Source organism: Streptomyces sp. NBC_01474 (assembly GCF_035918215.1).
Taxonomy (GTDB): Bacteria; Actinomycetota; Actinomycetes; order Streptomycetales; family Streptomycetaceae; genus Streptomyces; species Streptomyces aureus.
Genome location: NZ_CP109449.1, coordinates 304,162 through 329,768 on the forward strand (window position 1 = coordinate 304,162; position 25,607 = coordinate 329,768).

Annotated in this window: 21 protein-coding genes; 8 read left to right on the forward strand and 13 right to left on the reverse strand. The window is 69.2% G+C overall.

Annotated elements, in window-relative coordinates:
* Positions 1-135 precede the first annotated feature (135 nt).
* From OG758_RS01545 to OG758_RS01560, 4 genes are all read left to right on the forward strand, one after another.
* Positions 136-453, forward strand: a complete 318-nt coding sequence (locus OG758_RS01545) for a transposase (RefSeq protein ID WP_326708236.1) — start codon at positions 136-138, stop codon at positions 451-453.
* A gap of 90 nt (positions 454-543) precedes the next feature.
* On the forward strand, positions 544-840 hold the full coding sequence (locus OG758_RS01550; protein WP_326715763.1) for a hypothetical protein: 297 nt from the start codon (positions 544-546) through the stop codon (positions 838-840).
* Between the two features lie 471 nt (positions 841-1,311).
* Positions 1,312-1,917 (forward strand): hypothetical protein, encoded by a 606-nt coding sequence (locus tag OG758_RS01555; protein ID WP_326708237.1) that lies wholly within the window; start codon positions 1,312-1,314, stop codon positions 1,915-1,917.
* A 1,085-nt stretch (positions 1,918-3,002) separates the two neighbouring features.
* Complete coding sequence (locus OG758_RS01560; RefSeq protein ID WP_326708238.1) at positions 3,003-3,176, forward strand: hypothetical protein; 174 nt, start codon at positions 3,003-3,005, stop codon at positions 3,174-3,176.
* A gap of 306 nt (positions 3,177-3,482) precedes the next feature.
* Here OG758_RS01560 and OG758_RS01565 read toward each other — a convergent pair whose 3' ends face one another.
* The 7 genes from OG758_RS01565 to OG758_RS01595 form a co-directional block, all read right to left on the reverse strand.
* A complete protein-coding gene (locus tag OG758_RS01565) occupies positions 3,483-4,226 on the reverse strand; it encodes a peptidase E (protein ID WP_326708239.1) in 744 nt (247 codons plus the stop codon).
* Between the two features lie 182 nt (positions 4,227-4,408).
* Positions 4,409-5,392, reverse strand: a complete 984-nt coding sequence (locus tag OG758_RS01570) for a phosphotransferase family protein (RefSeq protein ID WP_326708240.1) — start codon at positions 5,390-5,392, stop codon at positions 4,409-4,411.
* A gap of 783 nt (positions 5,393-6,175) precedes the next feature.
* Positions 6,176-6,757 carry a lamin tail domain-containing protein gene (locus OG758_RS01575; protein ID WP_326708241.1) on the reverse strand — a complete coding sequence of 194 codons (582 nt, stop codon included), beginning with the start codon at positions 6,755-6,757 and terminating at the stop codon, positions 6,176-6,178.
* 501 nt (positions 6,758-7,258) lie between these two features.
* A complete protein-coding gene (gene atzF, locus OG758_RS01580; RefSeq protein ID WP_326708242.1) occupies positions 7,259-8,911 on the reverse strand; it encodes an allophanate hydrolase in 1,653 nt (550 codons plus the stop codon).
* Entirely contained in the window at positions 8,908-12,495 is a 3,588-nt protein-coding gene (gene uca, locus OG758_RS01585; RefSeq protein WP_326708243.1) for an urea carboxylase, read from the reverse strand. The genes atzF and uca overlap by 4 nt, the downstream gene beginning before the upstream one ends.
* 6 nt (positions 12,496-12,501) lie before the next feature.
* The gene (locus OG758_RS01590) at positions 12,502-13,149 is read right to left on the reverse strand and encodes an urea amidolyase associated protein UAAP2 (protein WP_326708244.1); all 648 of its coding nucleotides are present in this window, start codon (positions 13,147-13,149) and stop codon (positions 12,502-12,504) included.
* Positions 13,146-13,988 (reverse strand): urea amidolyase associated protein UAAP1, encoded by an 843-nt coding sequence (locus tag OG758_RS01595; RefSeq protein WP_326708245.1) that lies wholly within the window; start codon positions 13,986-13,988, stop codon positions 13,146-13,148. The genes OG758_RS01590 and OG758_RS01595 overlap by 4 nt, the downstream gene beginning before the upstream one ends.
* Positions 13,989-14,143: 155 nt before the next feature.
* Between OG758_RS01595 and OG758_RS01600 the strand changes: the two genes are divergently transcribed.
* Positions 14,144-14,824, forward strand: a complete 681-nt coding sequence (locus tag OG758_RS01600) for a TetR/AcrR family transcriptional regulator (protein WP_326708246.1) — start codon at positions 14,144-14,146, stop codon at positions 14,822-14,824.
* A 184-nt stretch (positions 14,825-15,008) separates the two neighbouring features.
* Positions 15,009-16,295: an RNA-guided endonuclease InsQ/TnpB family protein gene (locus OG758_RS01605; protein WP_326708247.1), complete on the forward strand. Its 1,287-nt coding sequence runs from the start codon at positions 15,009-15,011 to the stop codon at positions 16,293-16,295.
* Here the strand turns inward: OG758_RS01605 and OG758_RS01610 are convergent.
* A complete protein-coding gene (locus OG758_RS01610; protein WP_382100829.1) occupies positions 16,282-17,892 on the reverse strand; it encodes an amino acid permease in 1,611 nt (536 codons plus the stop codon). The genes OG758_RS01605 and OG758_RS01610 overlap by 14 nt on opposite strands.
* A 119-nt stretch (positions 17,893-18,011) precedes the next feature.
* Between OG758_RS01610 and OG758_RS01615 the strand changes: the two genes are divergently transcribed.
* Positions 18,012-18,440, forward strand: coding sequence for a hypothetical protein (locus OG758_RS01615; protein WP_326708248.1), 429 nt, complete (start codon positions 18,012-18,014; stop codon positions 18,438-18,440).
* 54 nt (positions 18,441-18,494) lie between these two features.
* Here OG758_RS01615 and OG758_RS01620 read toward each other — a convergent pair whose 3' ends face one another.
* The 4 genes from OG758_RS01620 to OG758_RS01635 form a co-directional block, all read right to left on the reverse strand.
* Entirely contained in the window at positions 18,495-18,794 is a 300-nt protein-coding gene (locus tag OG758_RS01620) for a WhiB family transcriptional regulator (protein ID WP_326715765.1), read from the reverse strand.
* Between the two features lie 724 nt (positions 18,795-19,518).
* Positions 19,519-20,520 (reverse strand): sodium:solute symporter family transporter, encoded by a 1,002-nt coding sequence (locus OG758_RS01625; protein WP_326708249.1) that lies wholly within the window; start codon positions 20,518-20,520, stop codon positions 19,519-19,521.
* A gap of 35 nt (positions 20,521-20,555) precedes the next feature.
* Entirely contained in the window at positions 20,556-22,322 is a 1,767-nt protein-coding gene (locus OG758_RS01630; RefSeq protein ID WP_326708250.1) for an ABC transporter ATP-binding protein, read from the reverse strand.
* The gene (locus OG758_RS01635; protein WP_326708251.1) at positions 22,319-24,070 is read right to left on the reverse strand and encodes an ABC transporter ATP-binding protein; all 1,752 of its coding nucleotides are present in this window, start codon (positions 24,068-24,070) and stop codon (positions 22,319-22,321) included. Before OG758_RS01635 ends, OG758_RS01630 begins: the two co-directional genes overlap by 4 nt.
* A 38-nt stretch (positions 24,071-24,108) precedes the next feature.
* Here OG758_RS01635 and OG758_RS01640 point away from each other — a divergent pair, with 38 nt between their 5' ends.
* A complete protein-coding gene (locus tag OG758_RS01640; RefSeq protein ID WP_326708252.1) occupies positions 24,109-24,264 on the forward strand; it encodes a hypothetical protein in 156 nt (51 codons plus the stop codon).
* 532 nt (positions 24,265-24,796) lie between these two features.
* Here the strand turns inward: OG758_RS01640 and OG758_RS01645 are convergent.
* Entirely contained in the window at positions 24,797-25,522 is a 726-nt protein-coding gene (locus OG758_RS01645) for a nucleotidyltransferase domain-containing protein (protein ID WP_326708253.1), read from the reverse strand.
* Positions 25,523-25,607 lie beyond the last annotated feature (85 nt).

The window sequence follows — 25,607 nt, forward strand, 5'->3', positions numbered from 1 at the left end:
CGCCGCGGATCGGCGTGCCAGACCCCCGCGCTTCCAGCAAGATCCGCCGGATAGACTCCAGGCCGCGCACCAAAAGTGGATCTTGAGCGATGAATGATCTCAGTTCATGGGGCGGGGAGATCTCACGGATGAACAGTGGGCGTCCTGGAGCCGTTGGTACCGAAGGGCACGAAGGCGGAGCGGCCGCCCGTCGGACCCCGACGGCAACTGATCGATGGCATACGGTTCCGGGTACGTACCGGTATTCCGTGGAGAGATGTGCCCGCCGAGTATGGACCGTGGGGCCGGATCTACGACCTGTTTCGCCGATGGCAGCGTGCCGTCACCTGGCAGCGGGTCCTCCCCTGGCTCCAGTGGCTGCGACGCCAAAGGCGCGATCGTGTGGGACCTGAGCGTCGACTCCACGGCGTGCCGTGCCCATCAGCATGCAGCCGGGGCCCGCAAGCGGGGTGATCTGCAGAAAGAATCACCCGGCAGGGTCTTTGCCGACCCCGTGATCACGGGCTGGGACGCTCGCGCGGCGGGTTCACCACCAAACTGCACCTGGCCGCCGAGCAGGGCCAAAAGCCCATGTCAACCGTGGTGACGGCCGGGCAGCGCGGGGACTCGCCGCCGTTCGAACCCGCGCTGGAGAAGGTCCGCGTGCCCCGCAGAGGATCAGGCCGGCCACGCGTTCGCCCCAATCAAGTGCGCGCTGACAAGAGGTACGCCTCCCGCAAGAACCGTGCCCACCTGCGCCGCCACGGGATCCGCTGCACCATCCCCGACACGACCCCACCGCACAGACACAACATCCCCGTCGGCAAGCTGACAGGGATACTCATGAACGACCGAGGCTAGTGTGATGCGCCACTGACAACGCAGCGAACTCCGCCGCATCGCGGCTCCGTTCCAACGACAGCATTCCCCACCCGGCTAGAAACCGGGTGTCCCTGCCGAGACAGGGATGGACTTCTTCGTGGAGCCCGTACGCGACAGTGCGCCGCAAGTACGCCGCTGGTCTGTGGGTTTCTCATCTCGTCCCGCTCGGGTGCGCGAACCGGGTGGTCGCGGTGACCGGGCGAAGGGCGGCGCCGATGCCGCGGCAGTGGCGAGCGGTCTGGCTCACCGAGAGGCCCACATGGATCATATGAGGCTCGCGAACGGGTGTGGTTGACGGTTCCGCCCGCCCTCGCGCGGAAATGCAGCAGGGCCTGGTCTATCCCTGAAGGCCCATGGGCCGACGTGGGCACGGCGTCCCGCCCTCCCTATCGGGGTAGCAGCACAGGCAGCCGCCGTCCGCCGACGCCCTACCGGAAAAGGAGCACGCCCATGCGCCTGTACGCCCAGACCACGGTACGTCGCAGCCGCCAGGTCCTGGCAGACCTGATCGCGGTGGCCCTGATCTGCGCCGCGGTGAAGCTGGCCCTGGCCGCGCACGACGCGATCAGGCGACTGGCCGATCCGGGCCGCAAGGCCGAAAGCGCCGGCAACAGCCTCTCCGACGGACTCGTCGACGCGAGTGACGCCGCCTCGAAGGTGCCGTTCGTCGGAGGCCAGTTGAAGAAACCTCTCAGGTCCGCCGCCGAGGCCGGCACCGGGCTGGCCGACGCAGGCCGTTCGCTTCAGGACACGGTCGGCCACGTGGCGACGCTAGCCATGATCGCCTTGATCGTCATCCCGGTGGTGATCGTGCTGCTGCTGTGGCTGCCCCCGCGCCTGCGCTGGATCCGCCGCAGCGCCCTCACCCGGCGCCTCGCCAATAATCTGGGCGGCGCCGACATCCTCGCGCTACGCGTCCTCGCCGGCCCGCAGCACGAACTCGCAGCGCTGCCCACACCACCCGGCGGCCTCGCAGAGGCGTGGCGGCGCGGCGACAAACAGGTCATCGACGACCTGGCCGCGATTGGCCTGCGACAAGCGGGCCTACGTGCCTGACAGTCGAGCGGCGAGCGGGACCCGGGCCAAGTCGCCCCCTTCGGAGGCAAACTCGCCGGCGGGCAACGCTGGCGTTCCCCCGGCGACGGACCGGGCGCTGCATCCGGCCGGACCGCGCAACTACAGCGGCCGGTCACAGACGTTGTGACTTTTAGAGCTCGAGGACGCCGACCGGAAGGTGGAACGGCTGGTGACCGCACGGGAGATGGTGAGCCAGGTGCTGTCCCAGACGGAGGAGACGGGCTCGCAGGAGGCGGTGGCCTGCCCGGATGCGCCCGCGTGGTGGCGAAGCGGGGTTCGATGGTGCCGCGTCGCCGAGAAATTGCCGCGGAAGGTTAGCGATCTGATCGCGCCCCGGACGGGCGCCCTGGCCTCCGGGACCCACGATTTTCACCACGATCCGTTCTGCTCCCGCCGAGGCCAGCGTGCGGCTGCCGGACCCGCCCGGCACGCCCCAGGCAGCATCGGGTCCTGCGCCCCGGAAATCACCGGCCCCGCCTGCTCCGCTCGTGGGGCAGGCGGAAGCAACCGAACGGGAAGGGGCCCGCGTCCGGCATCGTGGCTCCATCCACCCTGACGAAACATGCTCCGGCCCGCAGGAATAGATTCTCGAGTTCATGGCCCCACACGCTCGTGGGCACATCATTGATCACGTCTGTCGACTGCTCGGTCCGTTGTCGTTACATGTGGCGCGGCCACACGTTCGCGGGGCGGTCCGCCAAGACCGCCCCGCACCCAAACCCACCCCGCTACACTCCCCATACCCAAGCCGCTGACCAGCAGTAACGGAGAAGTCCGGCTGGCGTACTCATACTCCAGCTGTAGAACGTGATCTTCATGACGCGGGCACCACGAGGGGCGAAGAACAGACGCTCTATCTCGTTGCAAGTGAGCGGGATCAGCTCGTTGGACCCCTGGGTTGCGGGCGAGGCGTCCCCCATTCGGCCCGCAGTGATTGCCGTAGGGCGGAATTGGGGGTGGGCTGTCAGTGCGCCCGGTGATATTCGCCGGCGCCAAGAGGGCGGGGCGCCCTGCCGAAGAGCAGGGCCAGCCCCCGCCAACCCACACGAGACTTGGAGATCCCCATGCCTTACCGCAAGGGACAGCACGTGGAGTACCGGGACCAGCAGGACGAGCTTCAGCGAGGCGAGATCCGAAGCGCCGAGGGCAGTGGGCCGCAGGCTCGCTACGCCGTCCAGAACGAGGCGACCCTGAGCGAGGACAAGGTCAGCGAGAGCCAGATCGAGCGGGAGCTGTAGTACGCCTCTGCCGACACAGCCGCCGTTGCACCGAACCAAGGTGCAACGGCGGACTGCTGGATGGCCTGCGACAGTGGATGCAACGGCGTTGACATGCTCCTCGGACTGAAGCCGGGGTGGATCGGCCTCGGGTTGAGACGTGAAAGGGCGTACCTTCCCGAGTGATCGATGGAAGGTCACCGAGTAGGCCGACGGTGCGAACGTCGGCGGGGAAGGTTCCCGCTTCGAGAATGGTCACCTCGTCGAGCAAGACGAGACCCTCGCAGCGTGATCCACCTCAACCGATCAACAGGCCCCGACAATTACTCATCTCATGAGCGATGTGGGCTCCACGGCTGAGACAAGCTGACGACATGGCAGGGCACTTTCCCTGACGCCGTTGTCCCCGTCCGGCTCTACCCGATAGAGACGGCCTTGAGGCGCACGAGTCACCGAGTCCGTCAACTGACCGTTCGTAAAGAGGGCACCGACGCCATCCTCCACCGCCCAGCCGGCCGGTAGCGCGTGAGCTGCTACGGCCGCCTTGAAGGACGATCGACGACCCGGCTCACTGTCGTAGTGGGGGCAGACCGAACCGGGCAGCAGGCCCAACCCGTCAGGAAGGTGGGTCAGCGGCCCGAAGGAGTCGGTATGCGAGCCCTCAGCCCAGCAGTTGGCACCTGCGCTGATACCGCACAGCAGGGTGCCTTGGTCGAAGGCCTCGTGCAGCAGTCGGTCCACGCCGTGCGCACGCCAGACCGCCAGCAGATTCGCGGTGTTGCCCCCACCCACATAGACGATGTCCTGACGGAGCAGGAACGTTCGCAGGGTGTCGTCATCGAGCTCTCGCCGAAACAGATGCAAGACACTGGGCTCGCAAGAACGTGACCGGTAGGCCGCGAGAAATTGCTCCACGTAGGCGGGGGCGTCGCCACTGGCGGTCGGAACGAAGCACACCTTGGGCTGAGGAGCGCGCACCTGGTCGAGCACCCAGTCATCCAGCAAACCATCGTCGTCGCTGGAGAAGCCTCCCCCAAGGAGAGCCAAACGACGTTCCGGAACGACAGGCACGAGGGTGCCTCCTCAAGTTCACGGTGCAGATGCGGACGATGCCTCGAACGGTGCCAGCCATCGGCTCTGTCCACAATCGATTAGTCCCCCGACGCGAGGGCCTGTTCACCCATGACAGGAGTAGGCCCAACCGCGAGGCGCGGTGCTGCCCCTGTCCCTTCTCGCAGGCCGCCGATCCGGCTTCAGGCGTAGCGCGCGAAAAGGGTCTCGAGGTATCCCTCCAGCCGCCTGGTCAGCAGGGCAGGGGTCAGATCGGCACGGCCCACCTCGCGCCAGGGGACGGCGACCTTCTCGGCGTCCGGAGCGAAAGCCAAGGTGTCCAGCAGACGCCAGTAGAGATGGGCGGCGCGGTCTTCGGCCAGCGTCCCTCCCGCCGCAACGTAGCGGTCGGCGAAGCGCATGCCCGCGGAAGCCCCGTGCAGCAGAGCCAGGGCCGTCGAGCAGTGGGCCACGTCCAGGTCGGCCGGTCCCCAGGAGGTCTCCACCCAGTCGACGACGCCGCTGATCCGCAGACCGTTGCCATCGCCCGTGAAAAGAACATTGCCGGGATGGAAGTCTCGATGCAGAAGGCAGGACCGGTACTTCGGGGGCTCGCGCCGGATCACGTCCACGGCCCGTTGCCACAACTCAGGCTGATCGGTGTCTTCGGGCGGGCTCACCCGCTCGGGAGAGGTCCACGCCTGATACGCGCGCGGCCGTGCCTCTGCAGTCACTGGCAGCCGGTGGATGCGCAGCAACTGCCGGGCCAGCAGTTCGGCACGACAGTCGGCCCCCTCATCGTCGAGGCGCACGGTCCCGGACAGCAGGGACATCAGCAAGGAGGGGTGATCGCAGTACTGCGCTGTTGCGTCCACGGCCACCAGCGTGGCCGCGGGCACATCCGTGCTGCCGAGCAGGCCCAGAACGGCCGCCTCGCGGGTCAGCAGGCCCTCCGCGTGCCGAACGAAGAAGGGTTCGACGAAAGACCGCAGAACCAACGAGCGTCGACCACCTGGCCCGCAGATGTTCAATCGGCGCATCTCCGACGTCCAGCCGCCACGCAACCGCGCGACATCCTCGATACGTTCTGCTTCGGACAGCCCCTTCTCCACCCAGGCGCGCGTCGCACCCCAGTCCTGGCTCTCAAGATCGGCACCGACGTGCTCAGCCCCCTCGCCCGCAACCATGGGGGCACGCTACTCCGCCTCACCCGACGGACGCATTTACCCACCCCACACACAACTCTTGACAATTACTCCACACCTGCCCACACGGCACGGATACAGCCGCTTCTCGACGCTGACTGGCGCCGCATCAGCGAGGTGCCCCGGCAGGTGCAACACAGTCGCGTTGACAGCCTCGCACTGGCGGGCTTGCCTACTTCTCCGCCGCCAGCGCTCCGAGACGATCAGCTTCCGGGTGACGGCGTGGACCGCCCGGCCCAGGGACCTCGCCGGTCTCCAACAGGTGGCGAGGCCGCCATAGGCTTGGGCGACGACCTCGGAGCACGCCCCTTCTCCTCATGCCACTTGCCCAAGGAGCCGCCCTGCACCTGTTCTGTGGAGGGCGGCGGCCCGTCAGGCCGGCCATGTCCTTCGCCCGCATCGCCAACGTCGTTGCGGCGCAGATCATTTCGGCCCTGCTCCTTGCTTTGGGAACCGACTCGGTCTTCTACCTCGTCGCCGCTCTGGATGCCGCCTTCGCCGTGGTGGTCGGCCTCTTCGGCATCAGGACACGCGAGTTGACACTGGAGGACGTCAGCGCGACCGGAGCGGCCACCGTACCGACGCGGGCGGACACACCGCCGCCTGTCAGTGTCGGAAGGCAGTCGCCCGACCGCCCCTCCACCGAGGGGTGTGACTCCACACGGACGGAGGGGCGTGCCCGCAGACGGCGATCTGCGGGCACGCCCCTCAGGAGACTGGCGGGGAGGCACGGACGGCTCGGCCCGCGCTTCCCTTCACGTCAGGTCAGCGGCGCCCACCGTGACCGCCGTCGTGGCGGTCACCGTCGTGGCGGTCACCGTCGTGGCGGTCGCGGTCGTGGCGGTCGCGGTCGCGGTAGTCGCGGCCGCCGTCGCGGTCGTGGCGGTCACGATCGCGGTAGCTTCCCCAGGAGAAGGTGTCGACCTTCCAGTCGCGGTCGTCGCGCAGGGTGGCCGTGTCGGAACGGTTGTCCCAGACGTGGTTACGCCGGTCCTGGTAGACGTCACGGTAGGTGTCGTGGCCGTAGCCCGTGTGCACGCGGACGGTGGAGCGGCCTCCCAGACGGTAGTGGTGGAAGGTGTAGGTGTGACCGTCCTCGCCCGACAGGGTCCACCCGTCGAGGTTCACCGCGTGGCGGGAGGTGTTGGTGACGTCGACCCATTCGCCGTTCAGCGAGCGGATGCCGCGGTTGTCCCAACCGGGCGCGTCGTACTGCACGCCGCTGATCTCAACGAACTCGCGGTGCGGACGCGCCCCCGGGGCGGCGGAGGCCGACGCCGCGAAAGTCCCGACCAGCGCGCCGGCCGCCAGAACGGCGGCACCCGTACGACGGGCAGCGACAGACATGAAAGCGGACATGAATGCCCCTCATTTCGAACTTGCGGACCTGTGTCCCGGCGTGTGCGCCGCAGGTCCGTTGTGTGCTGATCCCGGCCCGATGGCCGAGGACCCACAACGTGCCTCAGTCGCCGCCAGATGTGAGCAAGGCGTGAACGCCGTTACAGTTCAGACACATTTCTGTCACTCTCGCATGTAACATCCATCTACACACCGAATGCACCAAATTGGCATCACAGCCGCTCTCCCGCAACGCGTCGGCGCCCGCAGCCACGACCGCTACCCCGCCCTCATCACCCAAAAGTGCGTAACAGCGCGGCACTGCTCACGGCTGCGCAGCGCTCGCGTCAACTGGTCTGCCGAGGCTCCGTTGTGCGGCGCAGCGCGAGAAGAGTGGCGTCGTCGGTTCGGTGCGGATCGTCGAGGCGGTTCAGGAGGCTCTCGGCATAGGTCTGCAGTGCCACGTGACCGGAGTGAAGGGCTCCCCCACACGCACAGTGTTCGGCTGCCTCAAGAACTGGCCACGTACGCGCGCCAGCCTCCGTACGACGTGATGTCCTGCGCGGACTCGATGGCCTCGGGTTCGCAGAGGAAGCCGGGGACGAGGCTGCCGTCCGCGAGCTCCACACTGCCGAGCGCCATCGGGCGGGGCAGCTTCGCGAGGAGCGCGCCGAGCCCCTCTGCGGGCAGTTCCCACACCTCGGCCTCTATCGCTCCCCCGCCTTCCCGGGTGCGGACCAGTCCCGGCTTGGGCGGTGTCGTGTCGAGTGCGTACAGGCGGTAGGCGGGGGCGGTCGTTGTCGTGCGGACCAGACGGGCGCCCAGGGCGAGCAGTTGCCCGTTCAGCGGCTGCCCGGAAAGGTGCGCACCCACCACCGCGAGCCGCAGCGGCGGGGCGGTGAGTGCCCCGGCGATGCGTGCGAGCCGTTGGTCAGTGAAGGCTCGGCCGACCAGCATGACGCCGAACGGCAGCCCGTTCACCTCGCCGGCCGGAACGGCGACCGCCGCCAGGTCGAACAGGTTCGTCGAGTTGGTGAACCGGCCGAGCCGCGCGTTGGCGCCCAGTGGGTCGGTCGCGACCTCGGCGATGGTGGGGTGCCCCGGTGTCGTCGGCAGGAGCAGCGCGTCCGCGACGCCGAGCGATGCGAGGGCCCGGGAGCGCAGGGACTCGAGCTTCGCCTGGTCGGCGTAGAGCCGGCGGGCCGGGATGTCCCGGGCCGCGGAGATGATCCCGGCCACGGTCGGGTCGAGGTCAGCGGAGTCCTTGTGCGCGTCGATGAAGGCGCCTACGGCGGTGTAGCGCTCGGCGACGAACGCGCCTTCGTACAGCATTGCCGCCGCCTCGGTGAACGGGGCGAGGTCGACGGGCAGGAGCTCGGCGCCCGCGTCGGCGAGCCGGGTGGCGGCTGCGTCGAAGGCCTCGGCCCAGCCCTTGTCCAGGTCTCCGAGCTGTCCGCGATCGGGCACGGCGATACGCCACGGGCCCGGGGCGCGTTGTTCGAGCGACGGGAGGTCGCGGCCGGGCGGCGCCGCCATGCAGGACAGTGCCAGCTCGGCTTCCGGGAGCGTACGGGCGAAGACGGTCACGCAGTCGAGCGATGCGCAGGCCGGGACGACGCCCTCGGTGGGGACAAGGCCGATGGTCGGCTTGAGGCCGACGATGCCGTTGAAGGCCGCCGGGACCCGGCCCGATCCTGCGGTGTCCGTGCCGAGCGCGAGGTCGGCGATGCCGAGTGCGACCGAGACCGCCGAGCCGGACGAGGATCCTCCGGACACGTACTCCGGGTCGACGGCGTTGCGGACCGCGCCGTAGGGGCTGCGGGTGCCGACCAGGCCGGTCGCGAACTGGTCGAGGTTCGTGGTGCCGAGGACCACGGCGCCCGCCGTCTTCAGGCGGGCCACCACCGGGGCGTCGGCGTCCGGCTCGTACGCGTACGCGGGACAGCCTGCGGAGGTCGCCAGCCCGGCCACATCAATGTTGCCCTTGACCGAGAACACGGTCCCCGCGAGCGGCAGCCACCCACCGGCGGCGACCTTCGCGTCGATCGCGGCGGCGTCCGCCTCCGCGTCTGCCTGCGGGCGCAGGGAGATCCATACCTCGGTGCGGTCCACGTGCGCGATGCGCGCGTAGGCGGCCCGCACCCGTTCCACTGCGGTGATCACGCGGCTGCCTCCGTGGTTCCGAGGGGTGTGAGGACGACGAGCGCGGTGCCCGCCTCGACCTGGCTGCCCGGTTTGGTGAGGATCTCCGTGACGATGCCGTCGGCTGGGGCCGCGACCCGTGACTCCATTTTCATCGCTTCGAGCGCGAGAAGCTGCTGTCCTGCCGCGACCTGGTCGCCGACCTCGACGTTGACCTGCCAGACGGAGGCGGCGAACTCCGCCTCGATCAGGTGGCCGCCCTCGGGGACCTCGATGTCGGCGGCCGGTGGGACGGCCTCTGCGGCCGCCTCGGCGTGAGCGAACTCGCCCGCCGCCTCCCAGGCGTCGCGCTCGGCACGGAACGCCTCGCCCTGGCGGGCTCGGAAGCCGGAGATCGACGCGGCGTTCTCGGCGAGGAACCCCTGGTACTCGGCGAGCGAGAAGGTTCCTTCCTCGGTCCTGGGCACGAAACGGCCGGACGTGATGTCGGCGCGCAGCTCAAGTAGTTCGTCCGCCTCGACCGGGTACCACTTGATGCGGTCGAAGAAGCGCAGCAGCCAGGGCTTGCCGTGTTCGAAGGCGCCGCGCTGCTGCCAGCCGGACCACACCTGGGTGGTGCGGCCGACGAACTGGTAGCCGCCGGGGCCCTCCATGCCGTAGATGCACAGGTACGCGCCGCCGATGCCGACGGAGTTCTCCGCGGTCCAGGTGCGCGCCGGGTTGTACTTGGTGGTGACCAGGCGGTGGCGCGGGTCCAGCGGGGTCGCGACCGGGGCGCCGAGGTACACGTCCCCGAGGCCCAGGACCAGGTACTCGGCGTCGAAGACCGTGCGGTACACCTCGTCGACCGTCTCCAGACCGTTGACGCGGCGGATGAACTCGATGTTCCACGGGCACCACGGGGCGTCGTCGCGCACGCCCGCCATGTAACGGGCGATGGCCTCACGGGTGGCCGGGTCGTCCCAGGACAGCGGCAGGTGCACGATCCGGCTGGGCACCACCAGCTCGTCGGTGGCGGGGAGTTCGGCCTCGAGCAGCAGCACGGCTTCGAGGAGCTTGTCCTGCGGCAGTACGTCGGGGTCGGTCCGGACCTGGAGGGACCTGATGCCCGGGGTCAGGTCGACGATGCCGTCGAGCTCCCGGGTGGCCAGCGCGTCCGCGAGCGCGTGGACGCGCATCCGCAGCGCCAGGTCGAGCTGCATCGGCCCGTACTCGATGAGGAGGTTGTCGTCGCCGCTGCGCCGGTACGTGACCGATGGCCTGGTGCCGGTCTCCACCGAACGGGCGAGGATGCCGCCGTCGACGATGGCCTCGCGGTCGGCGCGCAGGGTCGCGGCCGGGTTCCGCCGCAGCCCTGCGGCGGTTTCCGTGGTGACGGGCACGAAGCGGACGGTGTCGCCGGGCCGGAACTGGCCCAGCTTCCAGCGCTGTCCGGTGGCGATCGTCGCCGGGCACACGAAGCCGCCGAGGGAGGGGCCGTCGGGGCCGAGGAGAACGGGCATGTCGCCGGTGTAGTCGACGGCGCCGACCGAGTACGGCGTGTCGTGGATGTTGGACGGGTGCAGGCCCGCCTCGCCGCCGTCCGTACGGGCCCAGCGCGGTTTGGGACCGATCAGTCGGACACCGGTGCGCGCCGAGTTGAAGTGGACCCTCCAGTCGGCGGCGTAGAAGTCGCGGATGTCGTCCTCGGTGAAGAACTCGGGGGCGGCGTGCGGTCCTTCGACTGCTCCGACCCTCCACTCGCTGTCGAAGACGGGACGCCCGTCGAGCGGGACGACGGACGTCTCGTGACGCTGTTCCCCGCCGTGCAGGACGTCCCCGGCACGCAGGGCGCGGCCGCTGTGGCCGCCGAACCGGCCGAGGGTGAAGGTGGCGGCGCTGCCCAGGAACTCGGGGACGTCCAGGTCGCCGGCGAACAGGACGTAGGTGCGCAGGCCCTGCTCGTGGGGCGCCGCGACGGCGAGGGTCTGGCCGGCCTCGACGGTGACCGGCTCCCACTGGGGTACGGCCGTGCCGTCGACGGTCACCTGGGCCGGGGCGCCGGTGACGCAGATCGTCGTCGGGTGGGTGAACCGGAGAGAGGGACCCTGGAGGGTGCACTCGAGGCCGGGAGCGCCCTCGTCGTTGCCGAGCGCGGTGTTGCCGAGCCGGAAGGACAGGTCGTCCATCGGACCGCACGGAGGGACGCCGACCTGCCAGTACCCGGTACGGCCGGGCCAGTCCTGCACCGTGGTCAAGGTGCCGGGTGCGACCACCTCGATACGGGGCGTCGGGTCGCTGACGGCCGCGAGCGAGACGGTGGAGTGGACCGCGGCTCGCACGTCGGCGTCCGCGAGCGCGGCGCGCACCAGGCCGAGGTTGGTCTCGATGCCGTCGACGCGGGTGGCGGCGAGCGCCGCGTCCAGCCTGTCGAGCGCCTCGGCGCGGTCGGCGCCGTGTGCGATGACTTTGGCGAGCATCGGGTCGTAGGAGGTGGTGACCTCGGTTCCGGTCTCCACCCATGTGTCCACGCGGACGCCGTCAGGGAAGGCGACGCGGGTCAGCAGGCCTCCGCTCGGGCGGTGGTCGCGGGAGGGGTCCTCGGCGTAGAGGCGTGCCTCAACGGCGTGGCCGTTCGGGGCCGGGGGCTCGGTGACGACCGAGGTGTCGCCCTGCGCGAGGCGCAGCATCCAGGCGACGAGGTCGACGCCGTAGATCTCCTCGGTGACCGGGTGCTCGACCTGGAGGCGAGTGTTGACCTCGAGGAAGTACGCCTCTTCGCGGGCGGCGTCGTAGACGAACTCGACCGTGCCGGCGGAGCGGTAATTCACCGACGCGCACAAGTTCTTTGCTGCGGCGGCCAGTTGTCGGCGAACGTGGTCCGGGAGGCCGGGCGCCGGGGCCTCCTCCAGGACCTTCTGGTTGCGGCGCTGCAGTGAGCAGTCACGGTCGCCGAAGGTGACGATGCGGCCTTCGCCATCGCCGAAGACCTGCACCTCGACGTGGCGGGCGCGCTCGACGAGGCGTTCCAGGAAGACACCCGTGGAGGAGAAGGAGGCCGCGGCGACGCGCTGCACCCGCTCCCACGCGTCGGCGAGATCGTCGGCGTCACGGCAGGCCTGCATGCCGATGCCCCCGCCGCCTCCGGTCGCTTTCAGCATCACCGGGAAGCCGATCTCCTGCGCCGCCGCCACGGCCGCCTGCGCGTCGGGCAGCAGTCCGGTGCCGGAGGCGAGCGGGACTCCCGCCGTCCGGGCTGCGGCGCGCGCGGTGTGCTTGGCGCCGAACAGCTCCAGTTGTTCGGGGGTGGGGCCGACGAAGACGATCCCCGCGTCGGCGCAGCGGCGGGCGAAGTCGGCGTCCTCGGACAGGAATCCGTAGCCGGGGTGGATGGCGCCGGCGCCGGTGTCCTTGGCTGCCTTCAGGATCAGGCCGACGTCGAGGTAGGACTCCTTGGCGGGGGCGGGGCCGAGACGAACGGCCTCGTCGGCCAGCCGGACGTGTTCGGCGCCTCGGTCGGGGTCGGAGTAGACCGCGACGGTGCGCAGGCCGAGTGTACGGGCGGTGCGGATGATGCGCGCCGCGATCTCGCCGCGGTTGGCGACCAGCAGGGTGTCGAACGTCATGGTGGCTCAGCCCTCGTCCGACTCGGTGATCGTCATTTGCAAGGCGGTCGGGGCGAATCCGTTGCAAGGGTTATTGATCTGGGGGCAGTTGGACAGCAGCGCGATGACGTCGGTCTCCGCGCGCAGCACGACCTTCAGGCCCGGGGCGGACATGCCGTCGACGATGCCGAGGGTGCCGTCCTGCTCGACGGGCACGTTCATGTACCAGTTGATGTTGGACACCAGGTCCCGCTTGCCGAGGCCGTGCTTGCTGCCCTCGGCGAGGAAGTTCTCCACGCAGGCGTGCTGGGACCAGGTGTGGTGGCCGTAGCGGAGGGTGTTGGACTCCTTGGAGCAGGCTCCGCCGATGGTGTCGTGGCGCTTGCAGGTGTCCTCGACGACGGTCATCAGCGAGGTGTGCTCGTTCGACATCAGCACGGATCCGGTGGTCAGGAAGATGTTGGCCTGGGCCTGGATGGTGTCGGGGGCGCTGTAGCGCACGGAGGTGTCGTGCGCGTCGTAGAGGAGGAAGTCCGCGGCCTGGTTGCCGTGCAGGTCGGTGATGGTCAGCAGCCGGCCCTCGGGCACGACGGCCGACCAGGCGGCGCGGGCGGGGACGGTCTCGTCGTGGATGACGCGGCCCGGGGCGTACGGGCTGCCGGTGGTGGTGGTCATGCGATCCCCCGGGCGGTGAGGTGGTCGGCGGTGTTGCGATAGGCGCGGCTGCCCTCGGGGGTGGCGTTCCAGAGCGCGTCGGCGGGGGCGGTGGGCCGCGCCCGGTAGGCGAGGAGTTCGAGGGGTCCGCAGGTGTAGGTGGGGCGCGGATCGAGCGGGTGCGCGACGTTGGCGACGAGGACCGTGACGTCCTGTTCGGCGCGCAGCGTGACGGACGTGCCGGCGCCGGCGGAGCCGGTGAACTCGGTGCTGCCGTCTTCGCCGATCCGGACGCCCTGGAAGAAGGAGAGGGACGGCGGGATGTCGCGCGCCGCGAGACCGTTCTTGAGGGCAGCGAGCTTGAACAGCTCCCGCCCGGCCGGGGAGTCCGACTGAGGAGTTCCGTCGCCGTAGCGCGCGGTGTTGTGCGCGAGGGTGGAGGTGCCGGTGAGGGCGTCGTGCCGCCCTGAGGTGTCCTCGGTGATCGAGGCGAGAACACGGCCCTGGTCGGACAGGAGCAGGTGCCCCTCACCGAGGTAGGCATTCCAGAGGACCTTGACGGTGTCGGCAGTGTTCAGCCGTTCCCAGGGGCGGTCGGCGCTGTACAGCAGGAGGTGTGCGCAGGCGTCGCCGGTGAGGTCGGTCAGCCGCAGTTCGTGGCCACGGCCGATGATCTTGTGGGTGTAGTTGCCGCCCGCCACGGTCTCGGCCCATACGAGGTCCTCGGCGGCGACGGCCTCGGGGGGTGTGGGCCAGCTGCTCGCGGGGAGTACGGGCATGGTGTCGGCCTTCGTGCCCTCCTGGGCGCGCGCATGGTCGCGGGCGCCATAGGCCGACGCTGTCGCTGAATCTGTCGCCACGGCTTAACCTCCGACTCGACGTCATTTCTGTCGTGCGACAGAAATTAGGGTTCGGGAGAGTCACAGCCGTTGCCCGTGCGTTTCGGGGCGGTAACCGCAAACTCACTCGCGGCCGGGCCCGCAGGCGCCTTCCGGGCCTGTGCGAAGATCGCGGGATGAGCCCGCCCACCAGTCGCCGAGTCGGCCGTCCGCGCGCCCAGGAACGTCCCGCCAGCGGACTGGAGCCGCGCGACGAGGTCCTCTCCGCTGCGGCCGAACTGTTCACCACCCGCGGCTACACCGCGACCTCCACCCGGGCTGTCGCCGAGCGGGCCGGCCTGCGCCAGGCCTCCCTCTACCACTACTTCGACGGGAAGGAAGCGATCCTCGCGACGCTCCTGGAAGGGACGGTCCGCCCCTCCCTGGAGATCGCGCGCGAGCTGGTGACCCGCACCGAGGCTCCGCCGGAGGCGCGGCTGTGGGCCCTGTGCCGCTCCGACGTGATGCTCCTGTGCAGCGGTCCGCACAACCTGGGGGCGCTGTACCTGTTGCCCGAGGTGCAGACGGAGCACTTTGGCGTCTTCCAGACGCTCCGAACGGAACTCCAGGCGAGCTACGGCGAGTTGCTGTCGGCGACGGTGGCGGGTTCACCTCTCGGCGCGGAGGAGCTGTCGCTGCGTACGGACCTCGTCTTCGGCCTCACGGAGAGCGTGATCCTCATCCGGCGCGCAGACCCCGGCCGCGCGCCTCAGGCCCTGGCGGAGGCGACGGCGGACGCGGCGCTACGGGTCGTCGGCGTGCCGCAGCGCTCCCTGGCACGGCTGCGCCGCGAGGGGCAGCAGCTCCTCGCGGCGTAAGCGGCCTGCCGTACCGAAGGCCCGGGCGCAGATGTCAGCGTGCTCTTGCGAGGAACCCCGGGGGTTCACCCCCGGGAGGAATCGCATCCTGTGGTGGCGATGCGCAGCATCGCCGCGGCAACGGGCGCGGAGCGCACGCAAGAAACCGGGCCGCAGCGCCCGGCGAAAAATGTGCACTGTTCGAATGCCGGTACGTCAGGCGGCAGGTAGCGTCACGGTCGTGAAGTTAACCGTGCAGGTGAAACTCCTGCCGACGCCCTTGCATGCGACGGCACTTGAGGAAACCCTGCACGCCTGCAATCAGGCCGCGACCTGGGTGTCGTCCGTGGCGTTCGAGAAGGACATCAAGCGCAACTTCGCCCTGCGTGAGCACACCTACACGGCGGTCAAGGACCGGTGGGGGCTCGGAGCCCAGGCCGCCCAGCACGTCATCAAGAAGACCTGCGACGCGTACACGACGCTCAAGGCGAACCTGACGGCAGGAAATCTCGGCAAGCCCTCCTCCAAGCGCTACCGACGGGCCGTCGAGAAACCGATCGCCTTCCGCCCGGAGGGCGCCCAGCCCTATGACGACCGAATGCTGTCTTGGCAGTACACGCAGCGCACGGTGTCCATCTGGACCCTGTCGGGCCGGATGAAGCAGGTGGCGTTCACCGCCGCTCCCGAGCATTTGGCTCGCCTGGCTCTGTGCCGCAGGGGTGAGTCCGATCTGTTGTTCCGTGACGGCATGTGGTTCCTGATCGCGACCTGCGAGGTCCCCGAGGCCGAACTCAACACCAGTGTCACCCAGTTTCTGGGGGTCGATCTGGGGATCGTGAACATCGCGACCACCTCGGACGGTCAGATCATGGCCGGACGCCGGCTGAACCGCGGACGCCTGCGCGAGCGCGTCCTGCGGCAGAAACTCCAGCGCAAGAACACCCCGTCCGCCAAACGGCGCCTGAAGAAGCGGCGCCGTAAGGAGGCGCGGCGGGTTAAGGACATCAACCACAAGATCGCGAAACATGTGGTGGCCGAGGCAGAACGCACCGGTCGCGGAATCGCCCTGGAAGACCTCACGGGCATCCGCGCACGGGTACGGCTTCGCAAGCCCCAACGGGCCACCCACTCCACCTGGGCCTTCGCCCAACTCGGAGATTTCATCGCGTACAAGGCCCGCAAGGCAGGGGTACCGGTGGTACACGTCGATCCGGCGTACACCTCCCGCACCTGCGCGCAGTGCGGGCACATCGACAAGGCGAACCGGGCCTCCCAGGCCCGTTTCGTATGCCGGTCCTGCGGATTCGTTGATCACGCAGACCGCAACGGCTCCCGCAACATCCGCCACCGTGCGGAAGAGTTGTGGAGATGCGGGGCGCAGTCAACCGCCCCAGACCCACCCCCGAACACCGGGCGTGGGACAGGACGCAAACGCAGCACCACAGCCAGTGGCGCCCGTTGCGCAAGCCCGGGACCTTTCAGTCCCGGGTGATTGACGCCTGTACGACCTCGGCTTCGGCCCCGGGACGGGCGTCCTGCCCACCCCGGTCCGCTGTCTGCGAGACGGCGCCCCTGCGGCGACGGGACCAGCGGTAGGCGGCGCCCATGGCGACGGTGGCGCCGACGAACAGGACGGTGAACCACTGGAAGTACCAGTGACCGCCCGCCGGGTCGTACACGTCGGCACGCGGCCACGCCAGATTGACGGTCATGAACAGGCCGTACGCGAGGGCGAAGACGTTGACCGGCAGGCCCCACCGGCCGAGCGAGAACAGCGGGCGGCCGGTTTCGTCGGTCCCGCCCGGCCTCCGCCAGTCCCACTCGCCGCGCAGCCGCCGCACCAGCATCGGACCGGTGACCCCTGCGTACGCGAGATACAGCATCGCGATGCACGTCGTCCCGACGGCCAGGAACGCTTCCGGGGAAGCAAAGTTGAGCAGTGCGAGTGCCGCCGCCGCGACGCCGACCACCAGGGCGGGACCGAAGGGCATTCCCGTACGCGGCGAGACCTTCGCCAGCCATGACGAGCAGGGAAGAACGCCGTCACGCGCCATCGAGAACAGCATCCGTGTCCCGGCGGTCTGGATGGCGAGCGTGGCGACGGCGATGGCGACCGCCACATCCGCGAGGAGCGCCTTGCCCACTCCGTCGCCCAAGCTGCTGGTGAGGACGTAGCTCAGGCCCTCGGTGGCGAGACGGCCGTCCGAAAGGCTCGGTGCGGCGAGCACGCCGCCGAGCACCAGCAGGCCACCCAGGACGCCGGCCGCGGCAAGGGCACTGATGATCGTGCGCGGCGCGGTCCGGCGCGGATGGTGTGTCTCCTCGCTCATCTCGCCCGCGCTGTCGAAGCCGATAAGGACGTACGCCGCCGTGAACGAGCCCACCAGCAGCGCGGCGATCGGGCCGCCGCGGCCGCCGGTCTCGAGCGTGACGCCGGCGCCGCGCTCGACATGGGTGAACAGCAGCACGACGATGAGGACCGCGCCGATGATCTCGGCAGTGACTCCGACCCGGTTGAGGGCCGACATGACGCGGTTGTCGAGGACGTTCACGACCGTGGTCAGGACCAGCAGGACGACAGCCAGCACCGCGGCATTGGCCGCCCCGGTCGCGGTGGTGGGTGAGGGATCGCCGCCCACGACCTGGAATCCGGACCAGATCGCAGGCATGACGACCTGCAGCGCGAGCGCCGCGGCGGCGACCACGACCATCTGCCCGATCACCATGATCCAGCCCGTGAACCAGCCGAACGCCGGGCTGCTCAGCCGGGTCGACCACTGGTAGATGGCACCGGAGATCGGGTAGCGCGCGGCGAGTTCGGCGAAGCAGGCGGCGACGAGCAGCTGCCCCGCGAGCACGACCGGCCAGGCCCAGAAGAAGAGGGGGCCGCCGAAGGAGAAGCCGAGGGAGAAGAACTGGAAGACCGTCGTCAGGACGGAGATGAAGGAGAACCCGGCGGCGAAGGACGCGTACCGCCCCATCTGCCGCCGCAGCTCCTGGGGGTATCCGAAGGCGGCGAGCGAACTGCCGTCGCTCACGTCACCGGGCGGGGCGGGCGCGGGTGGAGTCATGTCAGTGGTCACGGGCATGGCGATCCCCTGTCGCGAAGCGGGTCTCTGATTCCTGTCGATCGACAGGAATTAGAGGGGCGCTCTGTTTCCGCTCCGTATCCCGGCCATGTCACCCAGGGGCCGAAGTCCTCACCACGATGCGCTCCGCGGCGCTCCTCCGGGATCCGGTGCGCATACCGGCGAGCACCAATGCCTCACGTCACGCTCCAACACGGGCCGGGCCGCGGGGCAACAAGGTGTACCAAGTCGGCGGCAAGTCGTTCGTCCTCTTCCGCACCCCGCGGCCGGACGCGGTCGATCCCGAGACCGGCGAACCCTATCCGGACGTGATCATGTTCTGGGTGCCGTCCGAGGTCGACAAACAAGCGATGCTTCAAGACCCGTCGCTGCCGTTCTGCAGGACATCGCACTTCGACGGCCACCCATCCGTGCGGTTGCGTGCGAGCCGCATCGGCGAACTCACCCGGCAGCAGCTGACGAAGACAGTCCAGGACGCGTGGTCGGCCCAGGCCTCGAACCGCAGGCGAAGGGCATGGCTCGCCGGCCACGGGCTGCCGGTGACCTGAGCAGATGCCCCGCTACGCGGCATCGCTCCGGACGGCCGTCGAGCCGTAGCGCGGTCAGGAAACCCGATCGCGCCTGCCGTGTGCCTGTTGGTGCTCAAACCGTGCGGTCTCCAGGAGCCGGCGCCAGGAGGTGACGGTCGGGCGCCGGCGCAGCAGCGCACGGCGCTCACGTTCCGTCATTCCTCCCCAGACACCGTGCTCAATGCGCTGGTCCAAGGCGTGAGCCAGGCACTCGGTCTTCACTGGGCACGTGGTGCAGACGCGCTTGGCGCCGGACTGTGCCGCCCCCTCGACGAACAGCTCCTCCGGGTCCGTTGCCCGGCATGCTGCACGGTCCCACCACGTCTCCTGGATGCTTGCCACTACCCCGCCCCCTCGATTTCTGGGTCTCTCTTCGCAGTTGGCGGGTGACTGTACGGCACACACCGACGGCGCACACCCCATCACCAGTGGTTGAACAGCGAGTTACGAACCCACGCCCCACCAGCAGGAACATAGTCACCAGTCAGCTAACGAGCGCGTGTCCATCCGCGTTCCCTTCAGGCGGCAGGCCTTTCACAGAGGACGACAGAGTGAGGCCGTTCCGCTCGGTCAATCGACGTGGAGGCATCGTTCTCGGAACCACGGCCCGGCGTACGTGTCCCGCACGGTCATGCCCGGACCCGGTGTCAGTGCGGCGTGGGATGCGGTTGCCTGCGGCATGGCCGGCTTGGCGAGGCGACGACCGCGGCTTCGCCCGCCGCCAGGGTCAGGGCCGTCCGACTTCCGGTGGCCCGCAATACGGTCGGGTGGAAGCCCGGCCAGGTACCGTCGGCGGCCACTTGGCGTCCGTCGATGCGCACGTGCGGAGCGTCGAGCGTTCCGGCGCTGCCGTCGGGATCGTACGGGGTCATGCGGCCGATCTCGGCCCGCGAGGCCTGGGACGTGTGCGGTGCCGTTCCATGCCGCTCCTTCGCTCGTAGGTCACGCTCACCGGCAGGGGCCGTTCCTGCATGCAGCAATGGCTGGTGGGTGGGCGCCGACCCCTCAGCTGCCGCGTCCTGAGGCACGCAGCCGAGGGGCAACACCCACTCGAGGTTCAGTCAGCGGTCGCTGCGGTCGGCGCGGGCGCCTGAACGGCGGCTCCCTGGGGGCCGTCGGAGGACACCGCGGCAACTATCGCGTCTGCCTCGTCGTTCGGCTCGGGCTTCAGCAGACCGAGCCCCACGTACACGACGAGTGAGGTGACCAGCGGTGTGGCCACGAGCCATGTCTGGTTGGACGGTTCGATGTCGTACTTGAGGAGGAAGTACGCTCCCAGACCGAGCGCCCACGAGCTGATCGCCGCGATCGGGCCGCAGCGCCGGAAGGCCGGCAGCAGGCCGAGGAGCATGGGGATGGAGATCGGCCCCATGACAGCCGCGACCAGTGCCACGATGATGCCGAGGACTCTGCCGAAGTGGTCGGCCTCGATCGCCACGATCATGCTGATCGACACGAAGACGACTGTGCACACGCGGGCGGCCAGCAATCCCGCCTGCGTGCTCATCGTGCGGGCACGGCGGGAGACGACCGGCAGGATGTCACGGGTGACGACCGCCGAGATGGCGTTGGCGTCGGACGAGGCCATCGCCATGGTGTGCGAGAACATCCCGGCGAGCGTGAGGCCGACGAGCCCTGCGGGCAGATAGGCCTTCGCCATCAGCGCGTACACCTGCTGCGCGTCGGCGACGTGCGGCATCAGCACCGCGGCTGCGACGGACGGGAACAGCAGTACTGCCGGCCAGATCAGGTAGAGGACGGCGGACAGGCCGGCCGAACGGCGGGCGGATGGGGCGGAGTCGGTGGCCATGTAGCGCTGGGCCAGGTTCCACATGCCGCCGTTGTACTCGAAGAGCTTGATGACGATGTAGGCGGTCAGGAAGCCGGCGGTCCACTGCCCGACCAGCGGGTGTGTGTGCCCGTCGGGCAGTTTGTCCCACATCGAGCCGAGGCCGGAGAACCCGCCGAGCTTGACGATGACAGCGATGAGCATGGACAGCGCCGCTACGCCCTGGATGACGAACTGCCCGAAGTCGGTGAGGGCGATCGGCCACGACAAGCACCCTCTGCCCCACGTCGTGGACTCAAGAGGCCCTACGACGGCCGCTCGCCGTGCCATGACTGCCACAACGCGGCGTAGGCGCCGTCGGAGGTCACGAGGTCATCGTGGGTGCCGTCTTCGGTGATGCGGCCGCCTTCCATCACGGCGATCCGGTCAGCGTCATGCGCGGTGTGCAGGCGGTGTGCGATGGCGATGACGGTGCGTCCCCTGAGAACGGCGGCCAGCGCGCGTTCGGTGTGGCGTGCGGTGCGCGGGTCGAGGAGTGCGGTGGCCTCGTCGAGTATCAGCGTGTGCGGATCGGCCAACACCACACGCGCCAGGGCAAGTTGCTGTGCCTGCGAGCCGTCGAGTCGATGTCCTGCGGCGCCCAGCTCGGTGTCCAGGCCGTCCGGCAGCTCGTCGGCCCACTCGGCGCCGACGGCCGCCAGGGCGGCGTGGAGTTCGGTATCAGTGGCGGTCTGTGCCGCGATCAGCAGATTGTCGCGGACCGTGCCGAGAAAGATGTGGTGTTCCTGGGTGATCAGGACGACCTGCCGGCGCAGCAGGTCGGGGCCGAGGTCGCGGATCGGGGCCCCGCCGACCGTCACCGTTCCGGTGCGGGGCGCGTCGATGCCCGCGAGCAGTCTGCTCAGGGTGGATTTGCCCGCGCCGGAAGGGCCGACGATCGCCAGCCGTTCGCCCTCCTTCACGGTCAGGTCGATGCCGTGCAGCACATCGCCACCGCCGTCGTAGGCATAGCGCACGCCGGTCACCTCGATGCGGTCGTCGGCGGGGGCACAGTAGGTGCCCGCGGACGCCTGGGGCACCTGTCCCAGCCCTTCGACCCGGGCGAAGGAGGCGCTGCTGCTCTGCAGCTGCTCCAGGCGCTGCAGGATCGTGTCCAGCGGGGCAGACAGTTGCCGCAGATACATCGCGGAGGCGACCACCGCACCCAGACTCATGGCGCCGTGGTCATGCAGTACGCCCCCGATGAGCAGCACACCGACCACCGGTATGACATAGGAGACGTCCACGGACGGGAGGAGCACGCTGCGTAGGAACAGTGTTCGCATCCGGGTGCGTCGGCACTCCTCGATCGCCGCCTGGCATGCGGTGATGCGTTGCTGCTGCAGTCCGAAGGCCTCGATGGTGCGCGCGCCGGAGGCCGTGGTCGCGATGAGCTCCGCGAGCACCGAATTGGCCGCTCCCTCAGCGAGATAGGCGCGGCGCGCCTGGCGCAGGTACCAGCGGCTGGCGAAGTAGATGCCGCTCAGACCCACCACCGCGCAGGCGCCGAGCAGCGGGTCGAGGGCGAAGACCGCGCCGAGGATGAACAGCGCCTGCACTGCGGCGATGAGCACGTCTGGCCCGATGTCGCGCAGGGTGACGGCGACAGACGCGACGTCGGTACTGCCGCGGGTGGTCACATCACCCGTTCCTGCGCGCTCCACGACGGATGCCGGCAGCGCGAGCACGCGGTCGACGAACCGCTCTCGCACCCGCGCCGAGATCCGCTCGCCGAATCGGTCTCCCACCAACCGGGCGTAACGCGTGAGCACCAACTGGGCAGCCGCGCACCCGACGAGGGCAAGCGTGAAGCGGTCCACGGCCGCCGCACCACTGCCCGCCTTGACCGCGTCGATGATCCGGCCGAGCAGCCACGGGCCGACTAGACCAGCGCCGACTGCCAGCGCGTTGAGGGCGATCAAACCGGCGAAAGCGCGTGCCTCGCGGCGGATCAACTCAAGCGCCGCACGCCGTAGGTGGGACGGCTCGGCGATGGGGAGCTGCCCGGCCGCCTGCTGCGGGCCGGCGGTCATCGGACGGCCTGCCGGGTCGGTTGTCCAGGGCCGTCCGGGTCCGTCCCGCCCTCCGCGCCGCGCGAGACCAGCCTGCGGTAGCCGGGCTGGCCTTGAAGGAGTTCCTGGTGGCTTCCGGCGGCGGCCACCTCGCCGCCGACGAGGTAGTACACGACATCCGCCTGGTCCAGCAGGAGCGGTGAGGTACTGGTGACAACGGTGGTACGGCCCTCGCGCACGGCACGCAGCCGGACCGCGACGGCCGCCTCGGTGTGCGCATCCAGCGCCGAAGTGGGCTCGATCGCCAGCAGTACCTCGGGATCCGCCAGCAGTGCCCGCACCAAGCGGATGCGCTGCCGCTGGCCGCCGGAGAGGTTGCGGCCCTGTGCATCGATGGTCGAGTCGAGCCCGTCGCGCAGGCCGAGCATGATGTCGTCCGCCATGGCCGCGCGGACGGCCCAGCTGAGGGCCTCATTGCTCCGTTCCCGACGACCCGCGACCATCTCGCGCAGTGTCCCGGCGAACAGTTCGGCCTCGCTGTCCGCGACCAGGATGCGGCCGCGGACCTGCTCAAGGGCGATGCTGTCGAGCCGTACCACGCCCCAGGTCGCCGCCGTGTCGGTGAACCGGCCGAGGCGGTCGATCACAGCAGCGGCCTGCGACGACCGGGCGCTGACCAGCGCGGTCAGCTTCCCGGGCGCCACCTCGACGCCGGAGGCCGGATCGCGCAGTACGGACGACGGCCCGGGTGCGTCTGCGCCCGCCGTGGGATCGGCCGCATCGGGCTCCAGGTCGAGGAAGCGCAGCAGACGCCGTGCGGCGACCAGTCCGCGGCTGAGATCGGAGCCGCCCTCGATGAAGAACGACACCGGCACCGCGAGAACCGCAACATATCCGTAAACGGCCACCAACTCCCCCACCGTGATGGCACCTTGAGCAGCCATCCGGGCAGCAAGCCAGGTGACCACGGCAAGGAACAGCATCGGCAGGCCGACGCCGAGGGCACCAATCCAACTGGTTACTGCCGCGACCCGATACCCCTGAGCCTGCAGCGCTTGCGAATCGCGGCGGTAACGCTCGGCGTACACCTGCTTGCCGCCAAGACCGCCCAGGACGCGCAGCCCCCCGACGATGTCCCCGAACCGGGCCGCGAGCCCACCCTGCTGCTCCCGGTAAGCCATCTGCACCCCCTGCAACCGGCCCAGCAACGGGCCGACCGACAGCGCGAACAGAGGCACACCCAGCAGCACGACCACAGCGAGCAACCAGGAGACGGACAGCAAGAACACGGCCACGACACCGTAGGCCACCACAGCACCGACCCCGGGACCGGTGATGGTCAGCGTGTCCGCCATCGCCGCGGCATCACCGAACCCGATCGTGACCACCTCTCCGGCCTCTACGCGTCGCGGCAGCGTGGACCCCAGCCGCGTCGCGTGCGCCACCACGACCTGCGCCGTACGAAAGACGGCATCCAACCGAATCCGGGTCATCGTGCGATGCCGCATGATGGCCAGCCAGGCGTTCACCACCCCCGCCCCCAGCAGCACCGCACACCAACCCGCCAGCTCACCCGCACGTCCCGGCTCCAGCCCGTCATCGACCGCGCGGGAGAGCACAAAAGGAGGCAGCGTCAGACCGACCATCCAAGCGCTGCCCAATGCCGCCCCGGCCGCGCACCGGCCGCGCTGACAGGTGATCAGCCACCACAGATACCAGCCAGGGCCGCGCCGCTCCGGGATTCCCGGGGCAATGGATGCATCGGTCATCTACCGCACACTACGGGGCATCCAACACCCTCTCCAGGGTGCCGGTCGCCCCAACTTCCAGGGCCGCTGCATCCTGTCCCCTCTCCGAGACCGCCCGCAATCTCGTCATCACCTCGGGCAAGAACATGGGCTACCGCCCCTCCGTCGCCACCGCCTTCCGCATCTGCGGCGAGGACACCGACAGCATCGAGTGAGTTCGATCGCCCGTCACGACTTAAAAATCAACTCATTACCCCTTTGACACGCATCTGGGTCGTCATCACACCCCCACGGATTTTCGCCAGCTCAGCAGGATGAGACCTGGAGACGCCGGCGCGAGGGGCAGTCGTTCGCTTGATCGGGCGGGCGGTCGGGGCGCCGGTATTCGGGGCCGCAATACTTCGGCCAATCGGTCAGTGCGGGCGACGTCGATGGCGTCGGCAGCGGGGTCCGTCTGCAGGGGCGGACCGACGACCTCCATCGCGGCGAGAAGGGCAACACGGCGTCCGATAGGCGCGAGCTCGAAGGTCGCATCCGGGGAGCATCAGGCAGCCGTACGCGGAAGCGCGGGGTCCGAGATTCTGGGACCCACTGGAGACTGAACCCGGGTGCCTCCCCTGGCATTCGTGCAGCCGCAAGTACGAGTTCAATCGTGCTTAGAGTTCTTCCGACCGGTCCCGCAACCCGCGGCTGACATGCCCGAGGGTGGCGCAGGCAGAGCGCCACCCAAGCTTCGAACGGCTCCTGTCATGCCTGCCAGGAGTTCGAGTATCCCTCTCGCAGTGGTCCGCCGATCAGATCCAGTAGCTGCTTCACAGCGGCTGCCAGAGGGGCTGCGTCAGCTTGTTCTGCGACAGTTTGATACCCGTCCAACAGTGCCTTGCCCAGCTCTGGGTCCGCCTCAAGGAGTCGACGAGGTAGCCACTTTCCGATACCCGTCCACGCACCGTGGTGGGCAGTGGTGAGCTCGGCCGCTTGCCGCAGCACGTGGTCCGCAATGACAAGTTGCTCGTGACGGCTTGCCGCGGGTGTATCCATCAAGTCGTCCAGGTAGCACGTCAGCACGTAGCGGCCATGGCGCCACTGATCTGCCGTCAAGGAAGGCGGACCCAAAGCAACGACTTCTTCTGCTAGCTGGCGGGTGCGGGCTATATGACCATCAAGATCATCCAAGATCACACCATGGGCATACACGAATACCACTGTTGCCCGGCGACGAGCACGATCCCACTCGAAGAACCTGGGGATGTCCCCTACAGCATTGAGGAACAACTCAACCAGTCGCCCGTCGTGACGGATGACCTGCCGACCGCTTCCGGCCGAGTCTGGGAGAAGGACACCAATGTCCAGGTCGCTGGCCGGCGTGGCGCGTCCCTGGGCAACTGAGCCGCCAAGAACGGCTCCGAGCGCATGCGGGAACAATTCCTCCACCAGTCGACGGGCCTGGGCCATTGCAGCTTCTTGATCACTCATGGATGCTCATCGTGCCAGGCACGGTTCACGGCATCCAGAGCTTGGAGGCCCCCGCGGATGCCCCACTCCTCGCGCTCCAGGGCGA